This is a genomic window from Pseudomonas sp. B21-028 (assembly GCF_024749045.1).
GTDB lineage: Bacteria > Pseudomonadota > Gammaproteobacteria > Pseudomonadales > Pseudomonadaceae > Aquipseudomonas.
The window spans coordinates 4,915,349-4,933,598 of record NZ_CP087184.1 but is presented as its reverse complement, the minus strand read 5'-3'; the positions used below and the strand labels follow the sequence as shown (position 1 = coordinate 4,933,598).

General features: G+C 58.0%; 19 protein-coding genes and 1 pseudogene. 11 read left to right on the top strand and 9 right to left on the bottom strand.

Translation table 11 applies throughout. The features are described from left to right. Positions 1–35: 35 nt before the first annotated feature. Together tnpB and tnpA are read right to left on the bottom strand one after the other, a co-directional pair. A complete protein-coding gene (tnpB, locus tag LOY35_RS21235; protein ID WP_024669638.1) occupies positions 36–371 on the bottom strand; it encodes an IS66 family insertion sequence element accessory protein TnpB in 336 nt (111 codons plus the stop codon). Then, positions 368–700 carry an IS66-like element accessory protein TnpA gene (gene tnpA / locus LOY35_RS21230; protein WP_122324941.1) on the bottom strand — a complete coding sequence of 111 codons (333 nt, stop codon included), beginning with the start codon at positions 698–700 and terminating at the stop codon, positions 368–370. Before tnpA ends, tnpB begins: the two co-directional genes overlap by 4 nt. A 103-nt stretch (positions 701–803) precedes the next feature. On the opposite strand from tnpA, the pseudogene LOY35_RS21225 reads away from it, so the two are divergent. Next, positions 804–1,145 (top strand): annotated as a pseudogene (locus tag LOY35_RS21225) (transposase); the annotation flags it as partial. 241 nt (positions 1,146–1,386) lie between these two features. Here the strand turns inward: LOY35_RS21225 and LOY35_RS21220 are convergent. From LOY35_RS21220 to gstA, 3 genes are all read right to left on the bottom strand, one after another. Next, complete coding sequence (locus tag LOY35_RS21220) at positions 1,387–2,007, bottom strand: hypothetical protein (RefSeq protein ID WP_258626691.1); 621 nt, start codon at positions 2,005–2,007, stop codon at positions 1,387–1,389. Positions 2,008–2,646: 639 nt separating this feature from the next. Next, positions 2,647–4,083: an integrase family protein gene (locus LOY35_RS21215; RefSeq protein WP_258626688.1), complete on the bottom strand. Its 1,437-nt coding sequence runs from the start codon at positions 4,081–4,083 to the stop codon at positions 2,647–2,649. Between the two features lie 331 nt (positions 4,084–4,414). Then, the gene (gene gstA, locus LOY35_RS21210; protein ID WP_258626686.1) at positions 4,415–5,026 is read right to left on the bottom strand and encodes a glutathione transferase GstA; all 612 of its coding nucleotides are present in this window, start codon (positions 5,024–5,026) and stop codon (positions 4,415–4,417) included. 133 nt (positions 5,027–5,159) lie between these two features. Here gstA and LOY35_RS21205 point away from each other — a divergent pair, with 133 nt between their 5' ends. The 5 genes from LOY35_RS21205 (at position 5,160) to LOY35_RS21185 (ending at position 11,649) form a co-directional block, all read left to right on the top strand. Next, the gene (locus tag LOY35_RS21205) at positions 5,160–6,086 is read left to right on the top strand and encodes a transcriptional regulator GcvA (RefSeq protein WP_258626684.1); all 927 of its coding nucleotides are present in this window, start codon (positions 5,160–5,162) and stop codon (positions 6,084–6,086) included. A 293-nt stretch (positions 6,087–6,379) separates the two neighbouring features. After that, positions 6,380–7,987 carry a tetratricopeptide repeat-containing response regulator gene (locus tag LOY35_RS21200; protein WP_258626682.1) on the top strand — a complete coding sequence of 536 codons (1,608 nt, stop codon included), beginning with the start codon at positions 6,380–6,382 and terminating at the stop codon, positions 7,985–7,987. Further along, on the top strand, positions 7,980–8,672 hold the full coding sequence (locus LOY35_RS21195) for a sensor histidine kinase KdpD (protein WP_258626680.1): 693 nt from the start codon (positions 7,980–7,982) through the stop codon (positions 8,670–8,672). The genes LOY35_RS21200 and LOY35_RS21195 overlap by 8 nt, the downstream gene beginning before the upstream one ends. A 340-nt stretch (positions 8,673–9,012) precedes the next feature. Then, positions 9,013–10,254: a glutamine synthetase family protein gene (locus LOY35_RS21190; RefSeq protein WP_258633701.1), complete on the top strand. Its 1,242-nt coding sequence runs from the start codon at positions 9,013–9,015 to the stop codon at positions 10,252–10,254. A gap of 69 nt (positions 10,255–10,323) precedes the next feature. Next, positions 10,324–11,649, top strand: coding sequence for an MFS transporter (locus LOY35_RS21185; protein ID WP_258626678.1), 1,326 nt, complete (start codon positions 10,324–10,326; stop codon positions 11,647–11,649). Between the two features lie 132 nt (positions 11,650–11,781). Here LOY35_RS21185 and LOY35_RS21180 read toward each other — a convergent pair whose 3' ends face one another. The 4 genes from LOY35_RS21180 to flgA form a co-directional block, all read right to left on the bottom strand. Continuing rightward, on the bottom strand, positions 11,782–12,528 hold the full coding sequence (locus LOY35_RS21180) for a flagellar brake protein (RefSeq protein ID WP_258626674.1): 747 nt from the start codon (positions 12,526–12,528) through the stop codon (positions 11,782–11,784). 92 nt (positions 12,529–12,620) lie between these two features. Next, a complete protein-coding gene (locus LOY35_RS21175; RefSeq protein ID WP_258626672.1) occupies positions 12,621–13,088 on the bottom strand; it encodes a flagella synthesis protein FlgN in 468 nt (155 codons plus the stop codon). Positions 13,089–13,134: 46 nt separating this feature from the next. Further along, complete coding sequence (gene flgM / locus LOY35_RS21170) at positions 13,135–13,440, bottom strand: flagellar biosynthesis anti-sigma factor FlgM (protein ID WP_258626668.1); 306 nt, start codon at positions 13,438–13,440, stop codon at positions 13,135–13,137. 172 nt (positions 13,441–13,612) lie between these two features. Then, the gene (gene flgA, locus LOY35_RS21165) at positions 13,613–14,377 is read right to left on the bottom strand and encodes a flagellar basal body P-ring formation chaperone FlgA (RefSeq protein WP_258626667.1); all 765 of its coding nucleotides are present in this window, start codon (positions 14,375–14,377) and stop codon (positions 13,613–13,615) included. 78 nt (positions 14,378–14,455) lie between these two features. Between flgA and LOY35_RS21160 the strand changes: the two genes are divergently transcribed. The 5 genes from LOY35_RS21160 to flgD all read left to right on the top strand — a co-directional run bounded on the left by LOY35_RS21160 (position 14,456) and on the right by flgD (position 18,240). Next, a complete protein-coding gene (locus LOY35_RS21160) occupies positions 14,456–15,382 on the top strand; it encodes a chemotaxis protein CheV (RefSeq protein WP_258626664.1) in 927 nt (308 codons plus the stop codon). Between the two features lie 54 nt (positions 15,383–15,436). Further along, a complete protein-coding gene (gene cheR / locus LOY35_RS21155; protein WP_258626662.1) occupies positions 15,437–16,264 on the top strand; it encodes a protein-glutamate O-methyltransferase CheR in 828 nt (275 codons plus the stop codon). A 383-nt stretch (positions 16,265–16,647) separates the two neighbouring features. After that, positions 16,648–17,055: a flagellar basal body rod protein FlgB gene (gene flgB, locus LOY35_RS21150; protein WP_258626660.1), complete on the top strand. Its 408-nt coding sequence runs from the start codon at positions 16,648–16,650 to the stop codon at positions 17,053–17,055. A gap of 3 nt (positions 17,056–17,058) precedes the next feature. Continuing rightward, entirely contained in the window at positions 17,059–17,502 is a 444-nt protein-coding gene (flgC, locus tag LOY35_RS21145; protein WP_003204730.1) for a flagellar basal body rod protein FlgC, read from the top strand. Positions 17,503–17,517: 15 nt separating this feature from the next. Beyond that, positions 17,518–18,240, top strand: coding sequence for a flagellar hook assembly protein FlgD (gene flgD, locus LOY35_RS21140; protein WP_258626659.1), 723 nt, complete (start codon positions 17,518–17,520; stop codon positions 18,238–18,240). The last annotated feature ends 10 nt before the right edge of the window (positions 18,241–18,250 follow it).

The following is an 18,250-nucleotide window of genomic DNA, read 5'->3' as shown; positions in this document are numbered from 1 at the left end:
TTCGCGGCGATAGACCGATAGGCTAATGGTCGCGGTTAAAGCAGTGTGATCGAGCCTCCAGAGCCTGCACGTTGCCATGGCAGACCCAGCACCAATGCCTGAAGCTGCTCGGTATCGAGTTCCATTTCAGAGCCATGGCGAATGCCAGGCCAGTGAAACTTGCCTTGGTTTAACCGGCGCGCTGCCAGCCATATCCCGAAGCCGTCATGCACTAGCACTTTAATGCGATTGGCGCGGCGGTTGGCGAACAGATAAGCACAGTGCGGCTGCGCCGCACCGAACACTGCGATCACCCTGGCCAATGCCGTCTCGGTACCGGCGCGCATGTCCATCGGCTCGGTGGCGAGCCAGATGGAGTCGATGCGAATCATCGCAGAAGGTCTCGAAGAAAGGTCGCGCAGGCAGCAGCATTTTCAGTGGGCCAGCTCACTTTTACGGTGCCGCGCGTGTGCTGTATTTCAACGCAGATGTTCGATGATGATGGGTGGGATTTTGTCCCAGCCAGCGACACGGGTAATGGAATAAATGCAGGTTGCAGCGCTGTGCTTTTCTGCGATTGCAGCCGAATCCATTTGTGGACGAGGTTTGCGTTGAGGTTATGGCTGAGGGCGACGCTGGCAATCGAAGCACCAAGCTGGGCACACTCTTGAATGACTTGGGCTTTGAAGGACTTGGAATAGGAACGGCGTGTTGGCTGCATAAATACCCACTTAAAAGGTTAGAACTGGTGTCCACTTAATTTAAGTGCACACCATGTCTTGGCTTTTCGGGGCTGGGTAGATGACTTGGCCGGACGCATACGCATGTTACTTCACTGTCACTACTTCACTGGCTGGCAACTCTGCGCGATGAAAAAGCAGTGTACGACGGGCACAGAGCGTCGAGTTAAGCGCTGGGAGCATGAAGCGGTAGTGGATGCAGTGTAAAGGCGATTGGAACATGAGCCAGGGAAAATGAAGGTTCGCTGTCAGGCGGACGAGCATCTACTTGAAACGCTAAAATATTGGATGGGAGCTACAAACTTCCTGACTAAAACGCTGCCGCGAGTCAGTACTGAGGTGAACCTTCATGTGCTCGCGTACAACCTCAAACGAATGATGAGTATCTTCGGTGTCGCCGTACTGCTTGAGGTGATCAGGGCGTGAATCACGCTCGCTCATGAGGTGCCCTTTGAGCTGCTGACGCGGCCCAAAGGGCATTAAAATCATCTATGCCGGTAACCCAGACGTTTGCGTTATTGCGTGCTAATTCCGGTGAGACTCTTGGGAATGATCATTCTTTGGGATGTTTACGTTTTCACACAGCCTGGGCCCCGGACATCTTGGAATTAAAGGCTAAAGCCGCGCCCGCGGAGATTAGTTCTGTTGATGAAAATGTTAGGTCACCTTAGTATCGTTCATTATTTGGACGGTAGGAGGTAAAAGTCTTAAGCCCATCTCGGGCATTTCGGAGGTTCGTTTTGTACGACTCCCGTTCTGATGTCGATAAGACGTAGGGATTCTGGGGACTGATAGCGATACGATTTTGCAGCGCGGCGATAGCTTCAAGTGATGCAATTGCACTTTCAAGGTGACCAGTATTGGGATCTCGCGCTTGCTCTGCGGCTTTCCGGATTGAATCAAAAACTTCCTCAGAGATTGCCGGCGAGTTTTTGAGGTAGTCAAGTTCAGGTTCCGAGCTTGATCCAGAGAGCTGAGTCAGCAAACGCGCAGCGAGTCTGTCCAATTCGCGTTTGCCCTCTTGTCTGCTGGTTTCTTCTTTGTCTTTTACCTCGTCTAAGCGCTGTTGGTTGAGAGCCCGCTGCTCCTGCGCCAACTCTGCAAGGCTCGCTGAAACCTCCGCCTGAATGCGCGCTAGCTCGACTTGCTCCTTCGCCGCACTGGCAATAGCTCCAGTTAGATTCACATATCGGTACGTGAAGAGAGCAAGCAAGGCAGTCAATATGGCCACTGAAATTGAGGCCAGACCTTGCACTGCTCCAGTGTTTTCGTTTAACCAACTTATCATTTGAAACTCCGGCGCCAGTGGCGATTAGCCACAATCGGACAAAATAATGTATTTCTACGAAATGCGACAGGCTTTGTCATAAATAGCCAGTAAAGTCATCGCACACCAGCTTGTCATTCCATGAGCCGAGGAAGCCACGTTAGTGCTCACCTGCACGGCTTGGGCTGAAGTCATAGATCACTGCCTTGAGTGCCGAAAACGCGGTGGCGCAGTAAGTGCGGAGAGTTTTCTTTTCTCCAAGCGAAGCATCTGCACATCTGCTTACCGTTAAATGGGTGTGAATGGGTGTGTAATTGGGCTTTGAGTGTGCGTCTGTCCAACATGTCTTGCCTAGTGATCACATCTGTCTGGGAGCAGGATCGCTTCCTCGGATATACCCCGCGGCGCGGATGGTCACGGGGTGTGTGGCTGGCCTCAGGTTAATTCCATGCGAGCCAGCAACCATAGCCTTAAGCGACGGCATCAGAAAGGCGTGTTTCCCGGACGGTTACGGCGCTCAAGGGCGCCGGTCCAGTATGGCATGGCCACGGCGCTCCGCTGCACAAAAAACCGGAATCGGACGTGAGCGACTACAAGTTGACTACCGCCTGGCGCTTCGAACTGTGTTGGTAAGTCGGCGTAGGGCGGCGGGGAAACGGTTCACTTGTAGTCATCCCCGCGAAGCTCGTTGAGGGATTGTATTTTTAGATCAGGGCGGTACTTTTTCTGCCGAATGTCGTCTAGAAAGTCTCCCCACTTCGTGAGAGCTTCGGTTTTCTCAACAAGATAGCTGTTCCGATCATAAAACTTGTTTTGTACGGACGATCTCCCGTGCGAGAGGATGTGGGCCCTAGTCTCCCGACTAATCCCGATGCCTGCCAGCATTGTCTCAGCAGATACTCGAATGTTTTTCCAAGTGAAATAGCGGGTCTTGGACGCTGCCTCATCTGACCCACCGGCTTCGCTGAGGCGGGTTCCAGCCTCGCTAAATAGTTTGCTAAAGGCGTCAGCCCGTATCAAGTTATGGGTCAGGGCGAAAGGGCCTTCCGCGCTGAGACGCAGGTCGAGCAATGGCTTAATTATCTCGGTAATGCGGGGGGTAAAAGGCAGAAAATAGAGCCTGGGCTTTCCCTTGCCTTTGATATCAATCAGCGTAATGCCGTCGTCAGAAACTCGTTCCCACTTAAGGGCTGCGAGCATTTTAAGACGTTGTCCACCAAAATAGATTGGGGCAAGTGCGATCGCTCTTTGTCGATCCGGCAGGGTGTCGAGATAGATAAGCAGTTCAGCAAGCTCAGCTTGCTCAAGCGACTCGGTATCACCTTTGTAAACATCTTCTAGGCCTCCGACACCTGATACTGGGTTGGTAGTGATATCAAAATTCTTCGAATCTTCGACTTTTCGTTCAAGACTGGTAATGCTGCTCCGCGCTTTTTCAAACGCGGTACTAAGGTAGCCATGCAGGGTGTCGGTGGTCGAACGCATGTTAGAGGCGGGGGCGGGAGTGGTGTGATTTTTGCCTCGATTTTTTGGCTTTCCGGCAAGGACGTGTTTAAGGATGGTCGTGATGTCATAAACAGTGATGTCACGGGCTGGTTTTGCCACAAGCTCGGGGAAGGGGGTGCTAACGTGGAGCTTGAACATGCCCGCGACCTGCTTTGCTTTCACTCTTCCTCTGGCCAGAAGGTCGTCACAGTAATTATCTAGAAGATCCTGAAATGTACCCACTCTAGATGCGTCATCGGCGATTTTCGCATCGACCACGCGTTGCGCCTCCTCCTGCGCCGCGTTTTTCTCTAGATATGCCTTGGGGTTGCCGTGCTCCAGCAAAATTGCGACGAGGTCGCGTGCCTTCTCTCGGATTTCCGCTAGCGTGAGGCCGGGAGCATTGGGAGTGGATCGGTATTGGCCTATGCTCAAAAGTCCTGCTTTTTTGTTAATCGTCCAGCGGTAGTAAGCTGTCGTAACGGCGCCTACTTTTTTAAACAGGATGCTCCCAGTCCCGCGACCTAGCATAGACTCGGTAAGAGTGCCCCCGTCGCCGAGCCCTCTTAGTCGTTGATCGTTGACGCGTTTGTCTTGGCTATTGCCTGCCATATGTCGATGCTCTAGGTGACTACTGGTCACTACTTTAGCAACTACTTCTCCTGTCGCTCAAGGTCTTTTAATGGTCACGACTGTCTCTCATTTTATTAAAAAAACTAATAAAACAACGGGTTATGCCGGATATGGTGGTATCTGTCTTGCTTGGTCTTTAATATCCTATCCCCTCCTAAGGGGAAGGTTGGCAGTTCGAACCTGCCCTGGGACACCATATGATCGAAGGTTGGCGCATCCCTCGAGCCGTTCGTCTCTAGCGGTACAGTGCCAATCCGACTCTCCAAAGAATCAGCAGAAGCCAGCATCGACCGGCTTCTGCCGCCCATGATTAGACCGGTTGTGTTGCCTCTTCCGCAGCAATGGCGGCGCGTACGCTTGGACGTGCTTCGATGCGATTCATGAATGACGCCAGCTCCGGCCAGTCCTTGACATCGATATTGAAGAACGGCAGCCACTTGAGCACGGTGAACAGGTAAGCATCGGCCAGGCCGAAGTCGCCCAGCAGATAGTTATTGCTCACCAGCCCTTTGTTCAAGTAATCCAGGCGCTTGAACAGCTTCTGCCGGAAAATCTGTTTCGTGGGTTCAGGAGTATCGGCGTTGAACAAGGGCGCGCTGCCACCGTGGATTTCCGAAGTGATGAAGTTCAGCAGCTCCTGCAAGCGGATACGTTCCCAGGTGCCGTTGGCCGGCGCCAGGGAGTTGTCCGGGACCTGATCCGCCAGGTATTGGAGGATGGCAGGACCTTCGGTCAGCACCTGGCCGTTGTCCAGCACCAGGGCGGCCACGTAACCCTTTGGGTTGATGTCGCGAAAGTCACGACCGTCAGCGGTGGCTTTGGTCTTGTTGTTGACTCGGATCAATTCGAAAGGCAAGCCCAGTTCACGCAGCACGATGTGCGGCGACAGTGAGCAGGTCATGGGGGCAAAGTACAGTTTCATGAGTATTTCCTTATAGACGAGGAGCGGATGCCCGAATGCGCGGGCCACTAGGATCCGCGACCGCTGAAACGTTTTGCAAAGGACTTCTTTGGCGCTACCTTATGACAAAAACTCATGAGCATTACGCACCCCTATGGTCGCCAGAATTCCCTCTCTCAATGGATTGAAAGCGTTTGAATCGGCTGCTCGCCATATGAGTTTTACCAAGGCTGCCGAAGAGCTCAATGTCACGCAGACCGCCATCAGCCATCAGATCCGCCGGCTTGAAGACGAATTGGGTCTTCGCCTGTTCTTGCGGCTCAAGGACGGTCTGGCGCTGACCGCCGAAGGCCATGCCTACTTGCCGGGCATTCGCTCGGCATTTCATGAACTGCGCTACTCCACACAAATGTTGCTCGAATCGACCAACAACAGCGTGTTGACCATCAGCACGCTGGTTTCCCTGGCGTCCAAGTGGCTGTTGCCTCGCCTGGCATCCTTCCAGGAAGCATTTCCCAATATTGACGTGCGGGTGACCGCGTCAACCGAGCTGGTCGACTTCCGCAAGGGTGGCATCGACGCCGCGATCCGCTACGGTTTCGGCGACTGGAAGGGCCTGCGGGCAGACTGGCTCATGTCCGACGAGATCTTTCCTGTATGCAGCCCCAAGCTGCTGACCGGGCCCAAGGCTCTGAAAAGCCCGGTCGATCTGGTCAATCACACGCTGTTGCAGGTCAGTGGCATGACCAGTAACGACTGGAACATGTGGCTGAGCGCGGCCGGGCAATCGAAGAAGCTCGCCGAAGGCACGCGGCTGACGTTCGATCTGACAATGATGGCGGTGCAGGCTGCCATCGACGGACTGGGGGTGTGCATCGGTCGATCCACCTACGTCGATGACGATTTGAAGGCGGGAAGACTGGTAGTGCCGTTCAACCTCAAGTTGAAGTCCGATCCGGGCTTCTATCTGGTGACGCCGCTGGAAATGGCCAACTCGAAAAAAGTCGTGGCATTGCGAACCTGGTTGATCGATCTGGTGCAGAGCGCTGAGTCGGCCCCGGCTTCCGACATCTTCAAATGAGCTTCCTGGCCTGGACGCCTGCTTCTTGGCAACAACCTTTCGATCCTCTTACCTGCGATCCGCTTAACGGAAATCCAACTTCAGCCGATAGCCTGATAAGCCCGTTTTTCTCCCGTACCTGTGTGTGCTGGAACGGTTCGCAATGTGCGCCAAGGCACGGCCAGCACAAGAGATTCGGAAAATCTTTTGCTCGTTAGTGGCTTGTGGCTATCATCTGCGCGCCCACGGAGTGCAGGACCGCATTTTCGTTGTTTGCCATTGGGTGCATCTTTTTACTTGCCTGGACATCCTCGATGCTGGCGTACCACCAAAAAAGCTTTCTGATCGTCGATGATTTCTCGGATTTCCGCAGCTCGATCCGCTCCATGTTGCGTGAGCTGGGCGTCAAGGACGTGGACACCGCCGATACCGGCGAAGTGGCGCTGCGCATGTGTTCGCAGAAGCGCTATGACTTCATCCTGCAGGACTATCACCTGGGCGACGGCCGCAAGAACGGTCAGCAGGTGCTGGAAGACTTGATGATCGAGAAGCTCATCAGCCATGAAAGTGTGTTTCTCATGGTGACCGCCGAGACCAGCCAGGCCATGGTGCTCAGTGCCCTGGAGCATGAGCCCGATGCGTACCTGACCAAGCCTTTCAACCGCTCCGGTCTGGCCCAGCGGTTGGAACGGCTGGAGCAGCGCAAGACCCTGCTCAAGCCGATTCTCCAGGCGCTGGATCGTGGCAAGCCGCTGGAAGTGCTCAATGCTTGCATCGCCCTGTGCAAGCAGGATCCGCGCTACGGGCCGTTGTGTCTGCGTTATCGGGCCGATGCCCTGCGGGACCTGAACCAGAACGAAGCCCTGGAGCGCCTGTACAACACCATCCTGGCCGATCGTCCGTTGCCTTGGGCCTATGCGGGCCTGGGCAAATTGATGTTCAAGCGCGGTCAGGTGGCGCAGGCCAAGGCTGTCTATGAAAAGGCCCTCAAGGCCTTTCCGATGATGCCTGCCTTGTATGACGGCATGGCCGATGTCCTGGTGGCCGAAGGCGACACGAAACAGGCGCAGGAGGTGCTGGAGGAAGCGGTTCGCCTGTCGCCCCTGGCGGTGCGTCGACAATCGTTGTTGGGCAAGTTGGCGATGACCAACGAAGACTACGACACCGCCTCCAGGGCCTACCGCCAGGCGGTCGGGCAGGGCGCGCAGTCGCGTTTCAAGGATCCGGAAAGCAACCTCGGCCTGGCCCATGCCCTGATCAGCAAAGGCAGCGAGAAAGGTCTCGACACCCGGACCCGGCTGGAGATCAACACGACCCTCAGTGCGGTGGCGAAGGAAAACCTCAACGACCCGGGATTGCAGGTCCGGGCGCGACTGATGAAGGCCACGAGCCTGTTGTTGAACGATGCCGAAACCGCGGAAAAACTCACCGAGCAGGCCTTGCAGCGCCTCGACGGCATGGAGCAGTTCATGAGTGCCGAGGCCGCGCTGCTGGTGGCCAAGCAATTGCGGATGCTCGGCCAGACCAGCGCCGGCGAGTCGATGCTCAAGAACTGCGCGGAAATCTACGGGGATGACCCGACGGTGATGCAAGGCATTGCCAAGCTCACCGACGACCCGAACATTCTCAATCAGGGCAATGCCGCCGCCGAGCTGAACCGCGAAGGTGTGCGGGTCTACAAGACCGGCGCGTTGCCCGAGGCACGGGAGTTGTTCCGCCGTGCGCTGAAGATGCAACCGAAGAACATCAGTATTGCCCTGAACATGGCGCAATCCCTGCTGCATGGCACCGATACCAGTGTGGCGTCGGAGCTGCTGGAGGAATGTCGCGCCTGCCTGAAACTGGTGGGCATGATGCCCGACACCGATGCGCGTTTTGCGCGCTATCAGAAACTGCGAAGCAAGGCATTTAGCGATGAATGACAGCGAACAGGCACTCGATTTTTCCACGGTGATCGCGTCGACCGTACACGACATGAAAAACTCCCTGACCCTGCTCATGCAGGCTCATGCGCAGTGGCTCGAGCGCTTGCCCGAAGCGGCGCAGCAGACCCCCGAGCAGGGGGTGATGGAGTTCGAATTCGCCCACCTCAATGGCTTGATGGTGCAACTGCTGGGGCTGTACAAGCTGGGTGTCAACCAGTTGCCGCTGCACCCGGCCTACCACGAGCTGGATGATTTCATCGAGGCGCAGCTGGCCGGCCATCAGGAGGTGTTCCGCAGTCGCGGGATCATGGTCACCTATGAAGTCGACCCGTTGAGCCCCCTGGGCTTTTTCGACCGTGAGTTGATCGCTTCGGTGCTCGACAACTGCATCAACAATGCCATTCGCCACGCCCGGCAGGCGCTGTTGATCAGTGCGAGCGATGAGGCCGGGCAATTGGTGCTCACCATCAATGACGACGGCGAAGGCTATCCGCCTGAAATGCTCGAGCGCCAGGCCGATTATGTGCAGGGCATCAACCACAGCAGCGGCAGCACCGGGCTGGGCCTGTACTTCGCCGCGCGGATAGCCGGGCTGCATCAGCGCGGCGGCGTGTGCGGGCGGACCGAAATTGCCAATGGCGGTGCGCTGGGGGGTGGAGTATTTCGGATTTATCTGCCCTGAGTTCGTCCCGCTCAGGAGGCCCTGGCAGCATAAATCCTTGTGGGAGCGAGCCTGCTCGCGATAGCGCCGGGTCGGTTCATGTCGGGTTGACTGAGATACCGCCATCGCGAGCAGGCTCGCTCCCACAGGGCATTCCAAACTCGGGTGTTTATTGTCCCGGGTGCTTGATATTCCGAACAGCTGAAGCCTATTTTGTACGGGTTGCCGTTCGCGGCTCGCACATAACAAGGAATGCGTCATGACGACCGATGGCCTAGCTTCACTCGCACAGCGACTGACGGGCATTGATGAGATTGAATGTGTCACGCCGGACCTCAATGGCGTACCGCGGGGCAAGGTGATGACCGCCGCGGGTTTCCTGGAGGGACGGCGGTTACAGATGGCCCGGGGCGTGTTGCTGCAATGCATCATGGGCGGTTATCCACCGTCGCGTTTCTATGGCAGTGACGATGGCGACCTGGCGTTGGTGGCCGACCCGAAACAGATCCACCGCCTGCCCTGGAGCGCGTACCCCCGTGCCCTGGCGATCTGCGATGCCGACGAGCTGACCGGTGAAAGCTCCCGGCTCTCGACACGCGGCCAGCTCAAGACTGTGATCGCCCGGTACGCCGCCCGGGGCTTGGCGCCGGTGGTGGCGACCGAGCTGGAATTCTTCGTTTTTGCACCCAACCCGGATCCGACCCAGCCATTCCAGCCACCGATGGGCCTGGATGGACGTCGTGAAGACGGTCACTCGGCGTTCAGTGTCAGCTCCAACAACGGTCTGCGCCCATTCTTCAATGAGGTCTATGAGTGCATGGCTGCCCTGGGGTTGCCGCGCGATACCTTCATGCATGAAATGGGCGTGAGCCAGTTCGAGATCAATCTGCTGCATGGCGATGCCCTGCTGCTGGCCGACCAGACTTTCCTGTTCAAGCACCTGCTCAAGGAGGTCGCTCTCAAGCACGGCCTGACCGTGGTGTGCATGGCCAAGCCGCTGGCCCATACACCGGGCAGTTCGATGCACATTCACCAGAGTGTCGTCGAGCTGGACAGCGGTCGTAATGTGTTCAGCGACGAGGCTGGCGAGCCGACGGCGGCGTTCAGGCACTTCATTGGCGGGCAGCAGGCGGGCATGGCGGATTTCACGGCGCTGTTCGCGCCGAACGTCAATTCCTACCAGCGCCTGTGTCATCCGTTCGCCTCGCCGAACAATGCCTGCTGGTCCCACGACAATCGCTCGGCCGGGTTACGGATTCCGGCCAGTTCGCCGGTGGCCCGACGGGTCGAAAATCGCTTGCCCGGGGCGGATGCCAACCCCTACCTGGCGATTGCCGCCAGCCTGGCGGCCGGTCTTCACGGGATTGAAAGTCGCCTGGAGCCGAGCGCTGCGATACAGGGCGAGTTCCAGGTGCCGGATAATCTGTCGTTGCCATGTACCTTGCACGCTGCCCTGGAGCGTCTGAAACGTAGCCTTCTGGCGAAGGAACTGTTTGGTACGGAGTTCATCGAAGGCTACATCGCGACGAAAACCCTGGAACTGACCAGCTACTTTGATGAAATCACGCCCTGGGAACGGCGTGTGCTGGCAGCTCAGGCCTAACGAAACGTTGCATTCGGGCTGTCTTCACAAACAGCCCCTACTTATCTCAAGGAGCCGCTCGGAACGCCGATGCGCCAAATCTGGAAACCTTTTCGAGCGCTTTATTTCGCCTCGCTGATGATGCTGATCGGCTCGGGGCTTTTGAGTACCTACCTGGCCTTGCGCCTGGCTGCCGAGCATGTGGACAGCCTGTGGGTCGGTGCGCTGATGGCCGCCAACTATTTCGGCCTGGTGCTGGGCGGCAAGATCGGCCATCGGCTGATTGCCCGCGTCGGGCATATTCGCGCCTATTCGGCCTGTGCCGGGATCGTCGGTGCGGCGGTGCTGGGCCACGGCCTGGTGAGCTGGCTGCCGGCCTGGGTGGTGCTGCGGATAATCGTCGGTCTCGGCATGATGTGCCAGTACATGGTCATCGAGAGCTGGCTCAACGAGCAGGCCGATGCCAAGCAACGCGGGGTGGTGTTCAGCGGCTACATGATCGCCTCGTACCTGGGGATGGTGCTGGGTCAATTGATCCTGGTGATCCACCCGGCCCTGGGGCTGGAACTGCTAATGCTGGTGGCGCTGTGCTTTGCCCTGTGCCTGGTGCCGGTGGCGTTGACCCGCCGGATCCACCCGGCGCCGTTGCGTCCGGCGCCCATGGAGCCGCGGTTCTTCATCAAGCGCGTCCCGCAGTCGTTGAGCACAGTGCTGGGCTCCGGCCTGATCGTCGGCTCGTTCTATGGCCTGGCGCCGCTGTATGCCTCCCAGCAAGGGCTGTCGACCGAACAGGTCGGTCTGTTCATGGGCAGTTGCATCTTTGCCGGTCTACTGGTGCAGTGGCCGCTGGGCTGGCTGTCCGACCGTTACGACCGGGCGCTGCTGATCCGTTGCTTTGCCCTGTGCCTGGCGGTCTTCGCGGCGCCACTGGCGATCCTGTCGACGGTGCCACTGGAAGTCCTGTTCGTCGCGGGGTTCTTCTGTTCGCTGATGCAATTCTGCCTGTACCCGCTGGCGGTGGCATTTTCCAACGACCACGTCGAAGCCGATCGCCGGGTGTCGCTGACGGCGATGCTGCTGGTGACCTACGGCGTGGGTGCGAGTATTGGCCCGTTGGTGGCCGGGGTGCTGATGAAGTCGTTCGGCAGCCACATGCTGTACGCCTTCTTCACCTTCTTCGCACTGGTACTGGTGTGGCGCATACGGCCGAAAGCGGTGACCAACCTGCATCAGGTCGATGACGCACCGCTGCATCACGTGGCGATGCCCGACAGCATGTCCAGTTCGCCGCTGGTGGCATGCCTCGACCCGAGGGTCGATGAGCAAGTGGTGCAGGAGCAGATGCAGGTGGCGCCTAATCCGGAGGTCGAGCCGGTGGCAGAGACGGCTGAGGCTGAGGAGCCTCAGGTCAGGTAAGTGGGCCGCGGTGCTCCCAATCGCAAGCAGGCTCGCTCCTACATGGGGTGCGGTAACGCCGCAAGTCCCTGTGGGAGCGAGCCTGCTCGCGATGAGGTCAGTCCAGGCGCAGCAATACTTGGGCGCTTAAGATCAGAGATCGTCTTTATCGAAGCGGCGCGCTTCGCGCTGCAACTGATAAACGAAACGCTCGACCTGCCGCTGCACCAGGCCACTGATATTGTGGAAGCGCACGCCAGCGAAGGTGGTGTTGATGCGTTCTTCGAAATGCAGGTAACGCAGTTCGACCGGTGCCGTCATGTTGCCAAAGGGCAGGGCGGCGATGAAGCGCTCGTAAACCTGGCCCAATTGCAGGCGCTCGGTGATGTCGCCATCGAAGCGCAGCTTGCAGCCGGTGGCGGAGATATCCAGCAGTTTGCCGTTCACCGGTGACTTGAGCTTGTCGCCGCCCAGTTCGATGTTCACCAGTTGCGCCAGCTTCAGGGCGGCGCGGAAGGCATTGCGACGCTGGTGATAAACCACTTCGTCGGGCAAGGCGCCGCGATAGCAGCGACCCTCGCTGGATTCATTGATTGTCAGCGGACCCTTGCCTTCCCACGCGATGCGTACGCCATCATGGAAACCCTCGACCCGAAACGGCTCGCCCGCGAGCAGGAAACGCTCCCCGTCGCGGGGGATCATTTCATCCAGGGCCAGGGTGTTCTTCTCGCGATCGACGTCGACCAGATAGCTCTGGAAGCGCTGGGTGCGTTCGTGGAAGGTGATGATCAACGGATCGTGGCTATCTTGCAGCATCCGCAAGTTGCCGGAGATTTCCAGGGGCGTGGTAAGGACCTTGGGCGGTTGCGGAGCATCATCCGCGTTTGAGGCATTGAACACGGTGGGTCAATCTCCAGGCAAAATACGACTACGAATAGCCAGCATTTTGCCAGCATCTATCGCGGGTTGATAGAGCGCAGGCATGGTTCGTTTCATGCTTGGCTGAGCGGGCGGTGCTTGACCATCTTGGCGGTCGAACCGCGAGCATCGTAAAGCGTCGGGATCTCACCGCCATTGAGGATGCGTAGCTGGTTGGCGGTAGCGGCTTGCTGGAGTTGGATCGACTGGCCGTTGCGGGCGTTGGCCGCCTGGCACTGGGCGAGCAGGTCATTGAGCACTGCGCTTTGGGACAACAATTGATCGCCGAGCGTCGACTGGCTGGCCAGTTGCTCGAGGCCATCGTTGTTGGCGGGCAGGTTGAGGCTGGCGAGAATCTCGCTGCGTTTGCGGCCATGCTGATCGAGCAAAATGATCAATGCCTGTTTCTGTGCCAGGATATTTTCCAGCAAGGGCATGTCACGACCGTGCAGCGCCAGGGATTCGGTCTGCAGCAGCTCCAGCAATTGTTGCGCTGGAGCAAAGTCGTCGATGATCAGTTGCAATAAATTAGTGTCGTGCATGGCTGGCCTTGGGTCTTAGCGTCCAAAAGCCTGCGCAGGCGGCGGCCTAGCGCTGGGCTTCGAAGTTGAGCAGTTTGCTGGCTACACGGTTGCTGTCGACTTTATAGCTGCCATCGGCGATAGCTGCTTTCAACTCGGCCACGCGGGCGTTGTCGACGACAGGTTGATCGCGCAGCTTGTCAGTGACCTTCTGCAACTGCTGAGCCTCATCACTGAGGTGTACCGACTCCCCGTTCTTGACAGTGGTGGCTTGCTCGGCCGGCGAGGATTTTTCGGTTTCCTTGCTGGCGCTGGGGCGCGTAGTGCCTGTCAATGGTGAAGAGCTGTTTAAACGATTGAAATCGATGACCATGGTAAAAAACCTCTGGGTATTTGGACGCTTGCCATGTTTTCGGCCATCCCCAAAAAAACTTTAGGCTCATTTGTTCAATGAGCGTGCGCACGTCTGCGCTTGCCTTGCGTAAGGCACAGTCTAGGGAACAGCAGGGTCAAGCGCCAGCTTTCTACCCCTCTCTACCGGATCGCTACATAGCCACTTCCACATGGCCTGGGGCCATCACCTGCGCCTTGATGACGCGTTGGGAATTGAGGTTTTTCACCCGAATCTGTTCGTTCATGGCGCCATTGGACAGGGCTTCGCCGGGCATGCGCACGGCCAGCGTGCCGCTGCGGGCGGTGATCACCACCTGGTCGCCTTTGCGGACGACTTCGGCCTGCTCCAGGTGCAGGAGAGTCACGACCTGGTCGGCTACCATTGGTCGGACAAGTTTCTGTCCGATGGCCTGATCGACCGAGGTCAGGAACCCTTGGTTGATCTGGCTGACATCCCGTTCACGCAACGTCACGTCCTGGGGCTCGACGATTCCGGCCCGTTTCAAGGGGCGGGTCGTGGTAACGATTTCGCGAAACAGGCGCACCTGGGCCGGCACGAAGACTGTCCAGGGCGCCGTGCTGTCGCAGCGGACCTTTACCGTGACCCGGCCCAGGGGCCTGGCGGGGCTTTCCAGGGAGGCAGTCAATTCCTTGTCGCACATTGGCATGCGTAAGCGCGGGTCGATCTGGTTGACTTCGATTTCGTAGCGACCTTCGGTTTGACTGGAAGCCAGATAGTCTTCTACGGTGAATTCAAGAAAGCCCTGAGTGACGCCGATAAGGAGATCAGGCAAGGTAACTGGAGCATCGGCAAGGGCGCGTCCCCCCGAGGCGAACAGGCAGGCAGCCAGCAGCACACCGAGCCAGAGGCGGCAATGAGTGGTCAGGCGTCGAGAAAATGTCGTTTGTGTGTTCATGCCGGTTGAATAGCAAGCCCCGTGCCGTTTAGTGATGAATGCGCGTCGGACACATTAGCGTTAGGTAGGAGTCAGGGCATGGCGGGAGTGATGGATTCGGTAAACCAGCGCACGCAGCTGGTCGGTCAGAATCGCCTGGAGCTGTTGTTGTTCCGTCTCGATGGCCAGCAGTTATATGGGATCAACGTATTCAAGGTCCGCGAGGTGCTGCAATGCCCCAAGCTGACCTTGATGCCCAAGTCCAGTCCCGTCGTGTGCGGTGTGGCAAACATCCGGGGAGCGACCATCCCGATTCTCGATCTGGCGATGGCCACCGGTTCTGGTCGGCTGCTGGATCAGAGCAATCCGTTTGTGATCATCACCGAGTACAACACCAAGACCCAGGGTTTCCTGGTGCGCTCGGTGGAGCGCATCGTCAACATGAACTGGGAGGAGATTCATCCACCGCCCAAGGGCACCGGCCGCGATCACTACCTGACGGCGGTGACCCGGGTCGACGGCCAGTTGGTGGAAATCATCGACGTGGAGAAAATCCTCGCCGAAGTGGCGCCGACCACGGAAACCATCTCCCACGGTGTGGTGGACGCCGAAACCCAGCACAAGGCGGTTTCGCTGCGGGTGCTGACGGTGGATGATTCGTCGGTGGCGCGCAAGCAGGTGACCCGTTGCCTGCAGACGATCGGCGTCGAAGTGATTGCGCTGAACGATGGACGGCAGGCGCTGGACTACCTGCGCAAGCTGGTCGACGAGGGCAAGAAACCTGAAGAGGAGTTCCTGATGATGATCTCCGACATCGAGATGCCGGAGATGGACGGGTATACCCTGACGTCGGAAGTCCGCAGCGATCCGCGTATGCAGAAGCTGCACATCATTTTGCATACCTCTCTGTCGGGCGTCTTCAACCAGGCGATGGTCAAGAAGGTCGGTGCCGACGATTTTCTCGCCAAGTTCCGCCCCGATGACCTGGCTTCCCGGGTGGTCGAGCGGATCAAGGCAGCTGAATAAAGGTCGGGCGCATTATGTGCCCGGCAAATCAATACAATGGAAAGAGGCGGTAACTTGTCTACGGGTAATTTGGATTTCGAACAGTTCCGGGTTTTCCTGGAAAAAGCCTGTGGCATATTGCTTGGTGAAAACAAGCAATATCTGGTGTCGAGCCGTCTCAACAAATTGATGGAGCAACAGGGCCTCAAATCGTTGGGCGAGCTGGTGCAGCGCATCCAGACCCAGCCGCGCAGCGGTTTGCGCGAAATGGTGGTGGACGCCATGACCACCAACGAAACCCTGTGGTTTCGCGATACCTATCCGTTCGAAGTCTTGAAGAACAAGGTGCTACCGGCGGCCATCAAGGCCAGCCCGGGCCAGCGCCTGCGGATCTGGTCGGCAGCCTGTTCGTCGGGCCAGGAACCTTATTCGTTGTCGATGTCCATCGACGAGTTCGAGCGGACCAACATCGGCCAGTTGAAGGGCGGCGTGCAGATCGTCGCCACGGACCTGTCCGGGACCATGCTTAACAACTGCAAGACCGGTGAGTACGACAGCCTGGCCATCGGCCGCGGCCTGTCACCTGATCGCCTGCAACGCTACTTCGATCCGAAAGGGCCGGGGCGCTGGGTGGTCAAGGCGCCGATCAAGAGCCGGGTGGAATTCCGCTCGTTCAACCTGCTGGACAGCTATGCCAGCCTGGGCAAGTTCGACATCGTGTTCTGCCGCAACGTACTGATCTACTTCTCCGCCGAAGTGAAGAAGGACATCCTGCTGCGTATCCACGGCACCCTTAAGCCGGGCGGTTACCTGTTCCTCGGTGCGTCCGAAGCGCTGAACGGCTTGCCCGATCATTACCAGATGGTCCAGTGCAGCCCGGGGATTATCTACCAGGCGAAGTGATGCGGTCGGGTCGTCAAAAAAACGGGAGCTCCTACCGGCTCCCGTTTTTTTATGCCTGCTGATTAGTGCTTGCTCACTCTGTGGACCGAGCTTTTGTGGGAGCCGAGCTTGCTCGCGATGCAGGCAACACGGTTTCAACTCCCGACCGCGTCATCGTTCATCGCGAGCAAGCTCGGCTCCCACAAAAGCTCGCTCCCACTGTAATTGCCAGTGCTACTCAAAAAGCGGCAGAAAAGCGGCAGGTAAGCGGAAAGCGGTTGCCGCTTTTCTGGCATTGCCGCCTTGCCGATGCCCGCAAAGCCCCGGTTTATGGGGTTTTTGAAAGTGGCACGACGCTTGCTATGTCCATGTACGTACATTCTGGTCACCCAAAGGTTTCCGACATGAGCATCAGCTTCGATAAAGCGCTCGGTATCCACGAACAGGCCCTGAGCTTCCGCGCCCAGCGTGCCGAAGTCCTGGCCAACAACATCGCCAACGCCGACACCCCGAACTACAAGGCTCGGGATCTGGACTTCTCCAAAGTGCTCGCCGAGCAGAACGAGAAAACCAAGAACGGTTCCTTCGCCCTGAACATGACCAACAACCGTCATATCGAGGCCGAAGGCCTGGGCAACGGCGATGAGTCGCTGATGTATCGCACGCCGATGCAACCTTCGATCGACCAGAACACCGTGGACGCTCAACTGGAACAGTCCAACTACGCGGAGAACTCCGTGAACTTCCAGGCCAGCTTCACCCTGCTCAACAGCAAATTCAAAGGGCTGATCTCGGCCCTGCGCGGAGAATAAGCCATGTCGATTGCGAGCGTATTCAACATCGCCGGCAGTGCCATGAGTGCCCAGACCACTCGCCTGAACACTGTCGCCAGTAACATCGCCAACGCCGAGACCGTTTCGTCGAGCATCGACCAGACCTACCGGGCCCGTCACCCGGTGTTCGCCACCATGTTCCAGGGCGGCCAGTCGGGCGGCAGCGACTCGCTGTTCCAGGAGCAGGATGCGGCCGGGCAGGGCGTGCAGGTGCTTGGCGTCGTCGAGGACCAGAGCAACCTCGAAGCGCGCTATGAACCGAACCATCCGGCTGCCGACGCCAAGGGCTACGTCTATTACCCGAACGTCAACGTCGTCGAAGAAATGGCCGACATGATTTCCGCCAGTCGTTCGTTCCAGACCAACGCCGAAATGATGAACACCGCCAAAACCATGATGCAGAAGGTCCTGACCCTGGGTCAGTGATAAGGGGCGAGTCACATGAGCGTTACCAATACCACCGGCGGTTTGAGCCTCAACGAGATTCTGGCCAACTCCTCGGTCAAGACCAATAACACCTCCGATAGCCTGGCTTCGGTGACGGGTGCTGCGACCGGTAAAAAGGAGCTGGGCAAGGATGCGTTCCTGCAATTGCTCGTTACCCAGCTGAAAAACCAGGACCCGCTGTCGCCACAGGACAACGGTGAGTTCGTTGCCCAACTGGCACAGTTCAGCAGCCTGGAAGGCATCACCACCCTCAACGATACCGTGAGCGGGCTGGCCAGCAACTACAACTCGTCCCAGGCCTTGCAGGCCTCGTCGCTGGTGGGGCGCTCAGTCATTGCCCCCGGCGACAAGGCGGTGGTCGACACCTCCAAAAGCCTCAACGGCACGGTGGTGGTGCCATCAGCGGTATCGTCCGTCGCGGTCAAGATCGTCGACAAGGACGGCAAGACGGTTCGCACCATCGACCTGGGCAGCCAGAAGGCCGGTAACTCCGCCTTTATCTGGGATGGCAAGAACGACTCGGGCACCACGGTCGAGTCGGGCACTTACACCTTCACGGCTTCGACCACCATCGACGGCCAGGCCACGTCGCTGATCACCAACCTGCCGGCAACCGTCAGCAGCGTGACGATCAGTCAGACAGGGGGAGAGCTGATGCTCAACCTCGCCGGGCTGGGCAGCATCGCCCTGTCCAAAGTACAAACTATTGGTATGTAGAGCCGACTAA

Bases quoted from the DNA above. Each gene is read 5' to 3' on its own strand.
- LOY35_RS21195 (WP_258626680.1), top strand. From the start codon at position 7,980: ATGAATGACAGCGAACAGGCACTCGATTTTTCCACGGTGATCGCGTCG.
- gstA (WP_258626686.1), bottom strand. From the start codon at position 5,026: ATGAAACTGTACTTTGCCCCCATGACCTGCTCACTGTCGCCGCACATC.
- LOY35_RS21205 (WP_258626684.1), top strand. From the start codon at position 5,160: ATGGTCGCCAGAATTCCCTCTCTCAATGGATTGAAAGCGTTTGAATCG.
- LOY35_RS21190 (WP_258633701.1), top strand. From the start codon at position 9,013: ATGACCGCCGCGGGTTTCCTGGAGGGACGGCGGTTACAGATGGCCCGG.
- LOY35_RS21220 (WP_258626691.1), bottom strand. From the start codon at position 2,007: ATGATAAGTTGGTTAAACGAAAACACTGGAGCAGTGCAAGGTCTGGCC.
- LOY35_RS21185 (WP_258626678.1), top strand. From the start codon at position 10,324: ATGCGCCAAATCTGGAAACCTTTTCGAGCGCTTTATTTCGCCTCGCTG.
- flgM (WP_258626668.1), bottom strand. From the start codon at position 13,440: ATGGTCATCGATTTCAATCGTTTAAACAGCTCTTCACCATTGACAGGC.
- flgA (WP_258626667.1), bottom strand. From the start codon at position 14,377: ATGAACACACAAACGACATTTTCTCGACGCCTGACCACTCATTGCCGC.
- flgB (WP_258626660.1), top strand. From the start codon at position 16,648: ATGAGCATCAGCTTCGATAAAGCGCTCGGTATCCACGAACAGGCCCTG.
- flgC (WP_003204730.1), top strand. From the start codon at position 17,059: ATGTCGATTGCGAGCGTATTCAACATCGCCGGCAGTGCCATGAGTGCC.
- tnpB (WP_024669638.1), bottom strand. From the start codon at position 371: ATGATTCGCATCGACTCCATCTGGCTCGCCACCGAGCCGATGGACATG.
- LOY35_RS21160 (WP_258626664.1), top strand. From the start codon at position 14,456: ATGGCGGGAGTGATGGATTCGGTAAACCAGCGCACGCAGCTGGTCGGT.
- tnpA (WP_122324941.1), bottom strand. From the start codon at position 700: ATGCAGCCAACACGCCGTTCCTATTCCAAGTCCTTCAAAGCCCAAGTC.
- flgD (WP_258626659.1), top strand. From the start codon at position 17,518: ATGAGCGTTACCAATACCACCGGCGGTTTGAGCCTCAACGAGATTCTG.
- LOY35_RS21215 (WP_258626688.1), bottom strand. From the start codon at position 4,083: ATGGCAGGCAATAGCCAAGACAAACGCGTCAACGATCAACGACTAAGA.
- LOY35_RS21200 (WP_258626682.1), top strand. From the start codon at position 6,380: ATGCTGGCGTACCACCAAAAAAGCTTTCTGATCGTCGATGATTTCTCG.
- LOY35_RS21175 (WP_258626672.1), bottom strand. From the start codon at position 13,088: ATGCACGACACTAATTTATTGCAACTGATCATCGACGACTTTGCTCCA.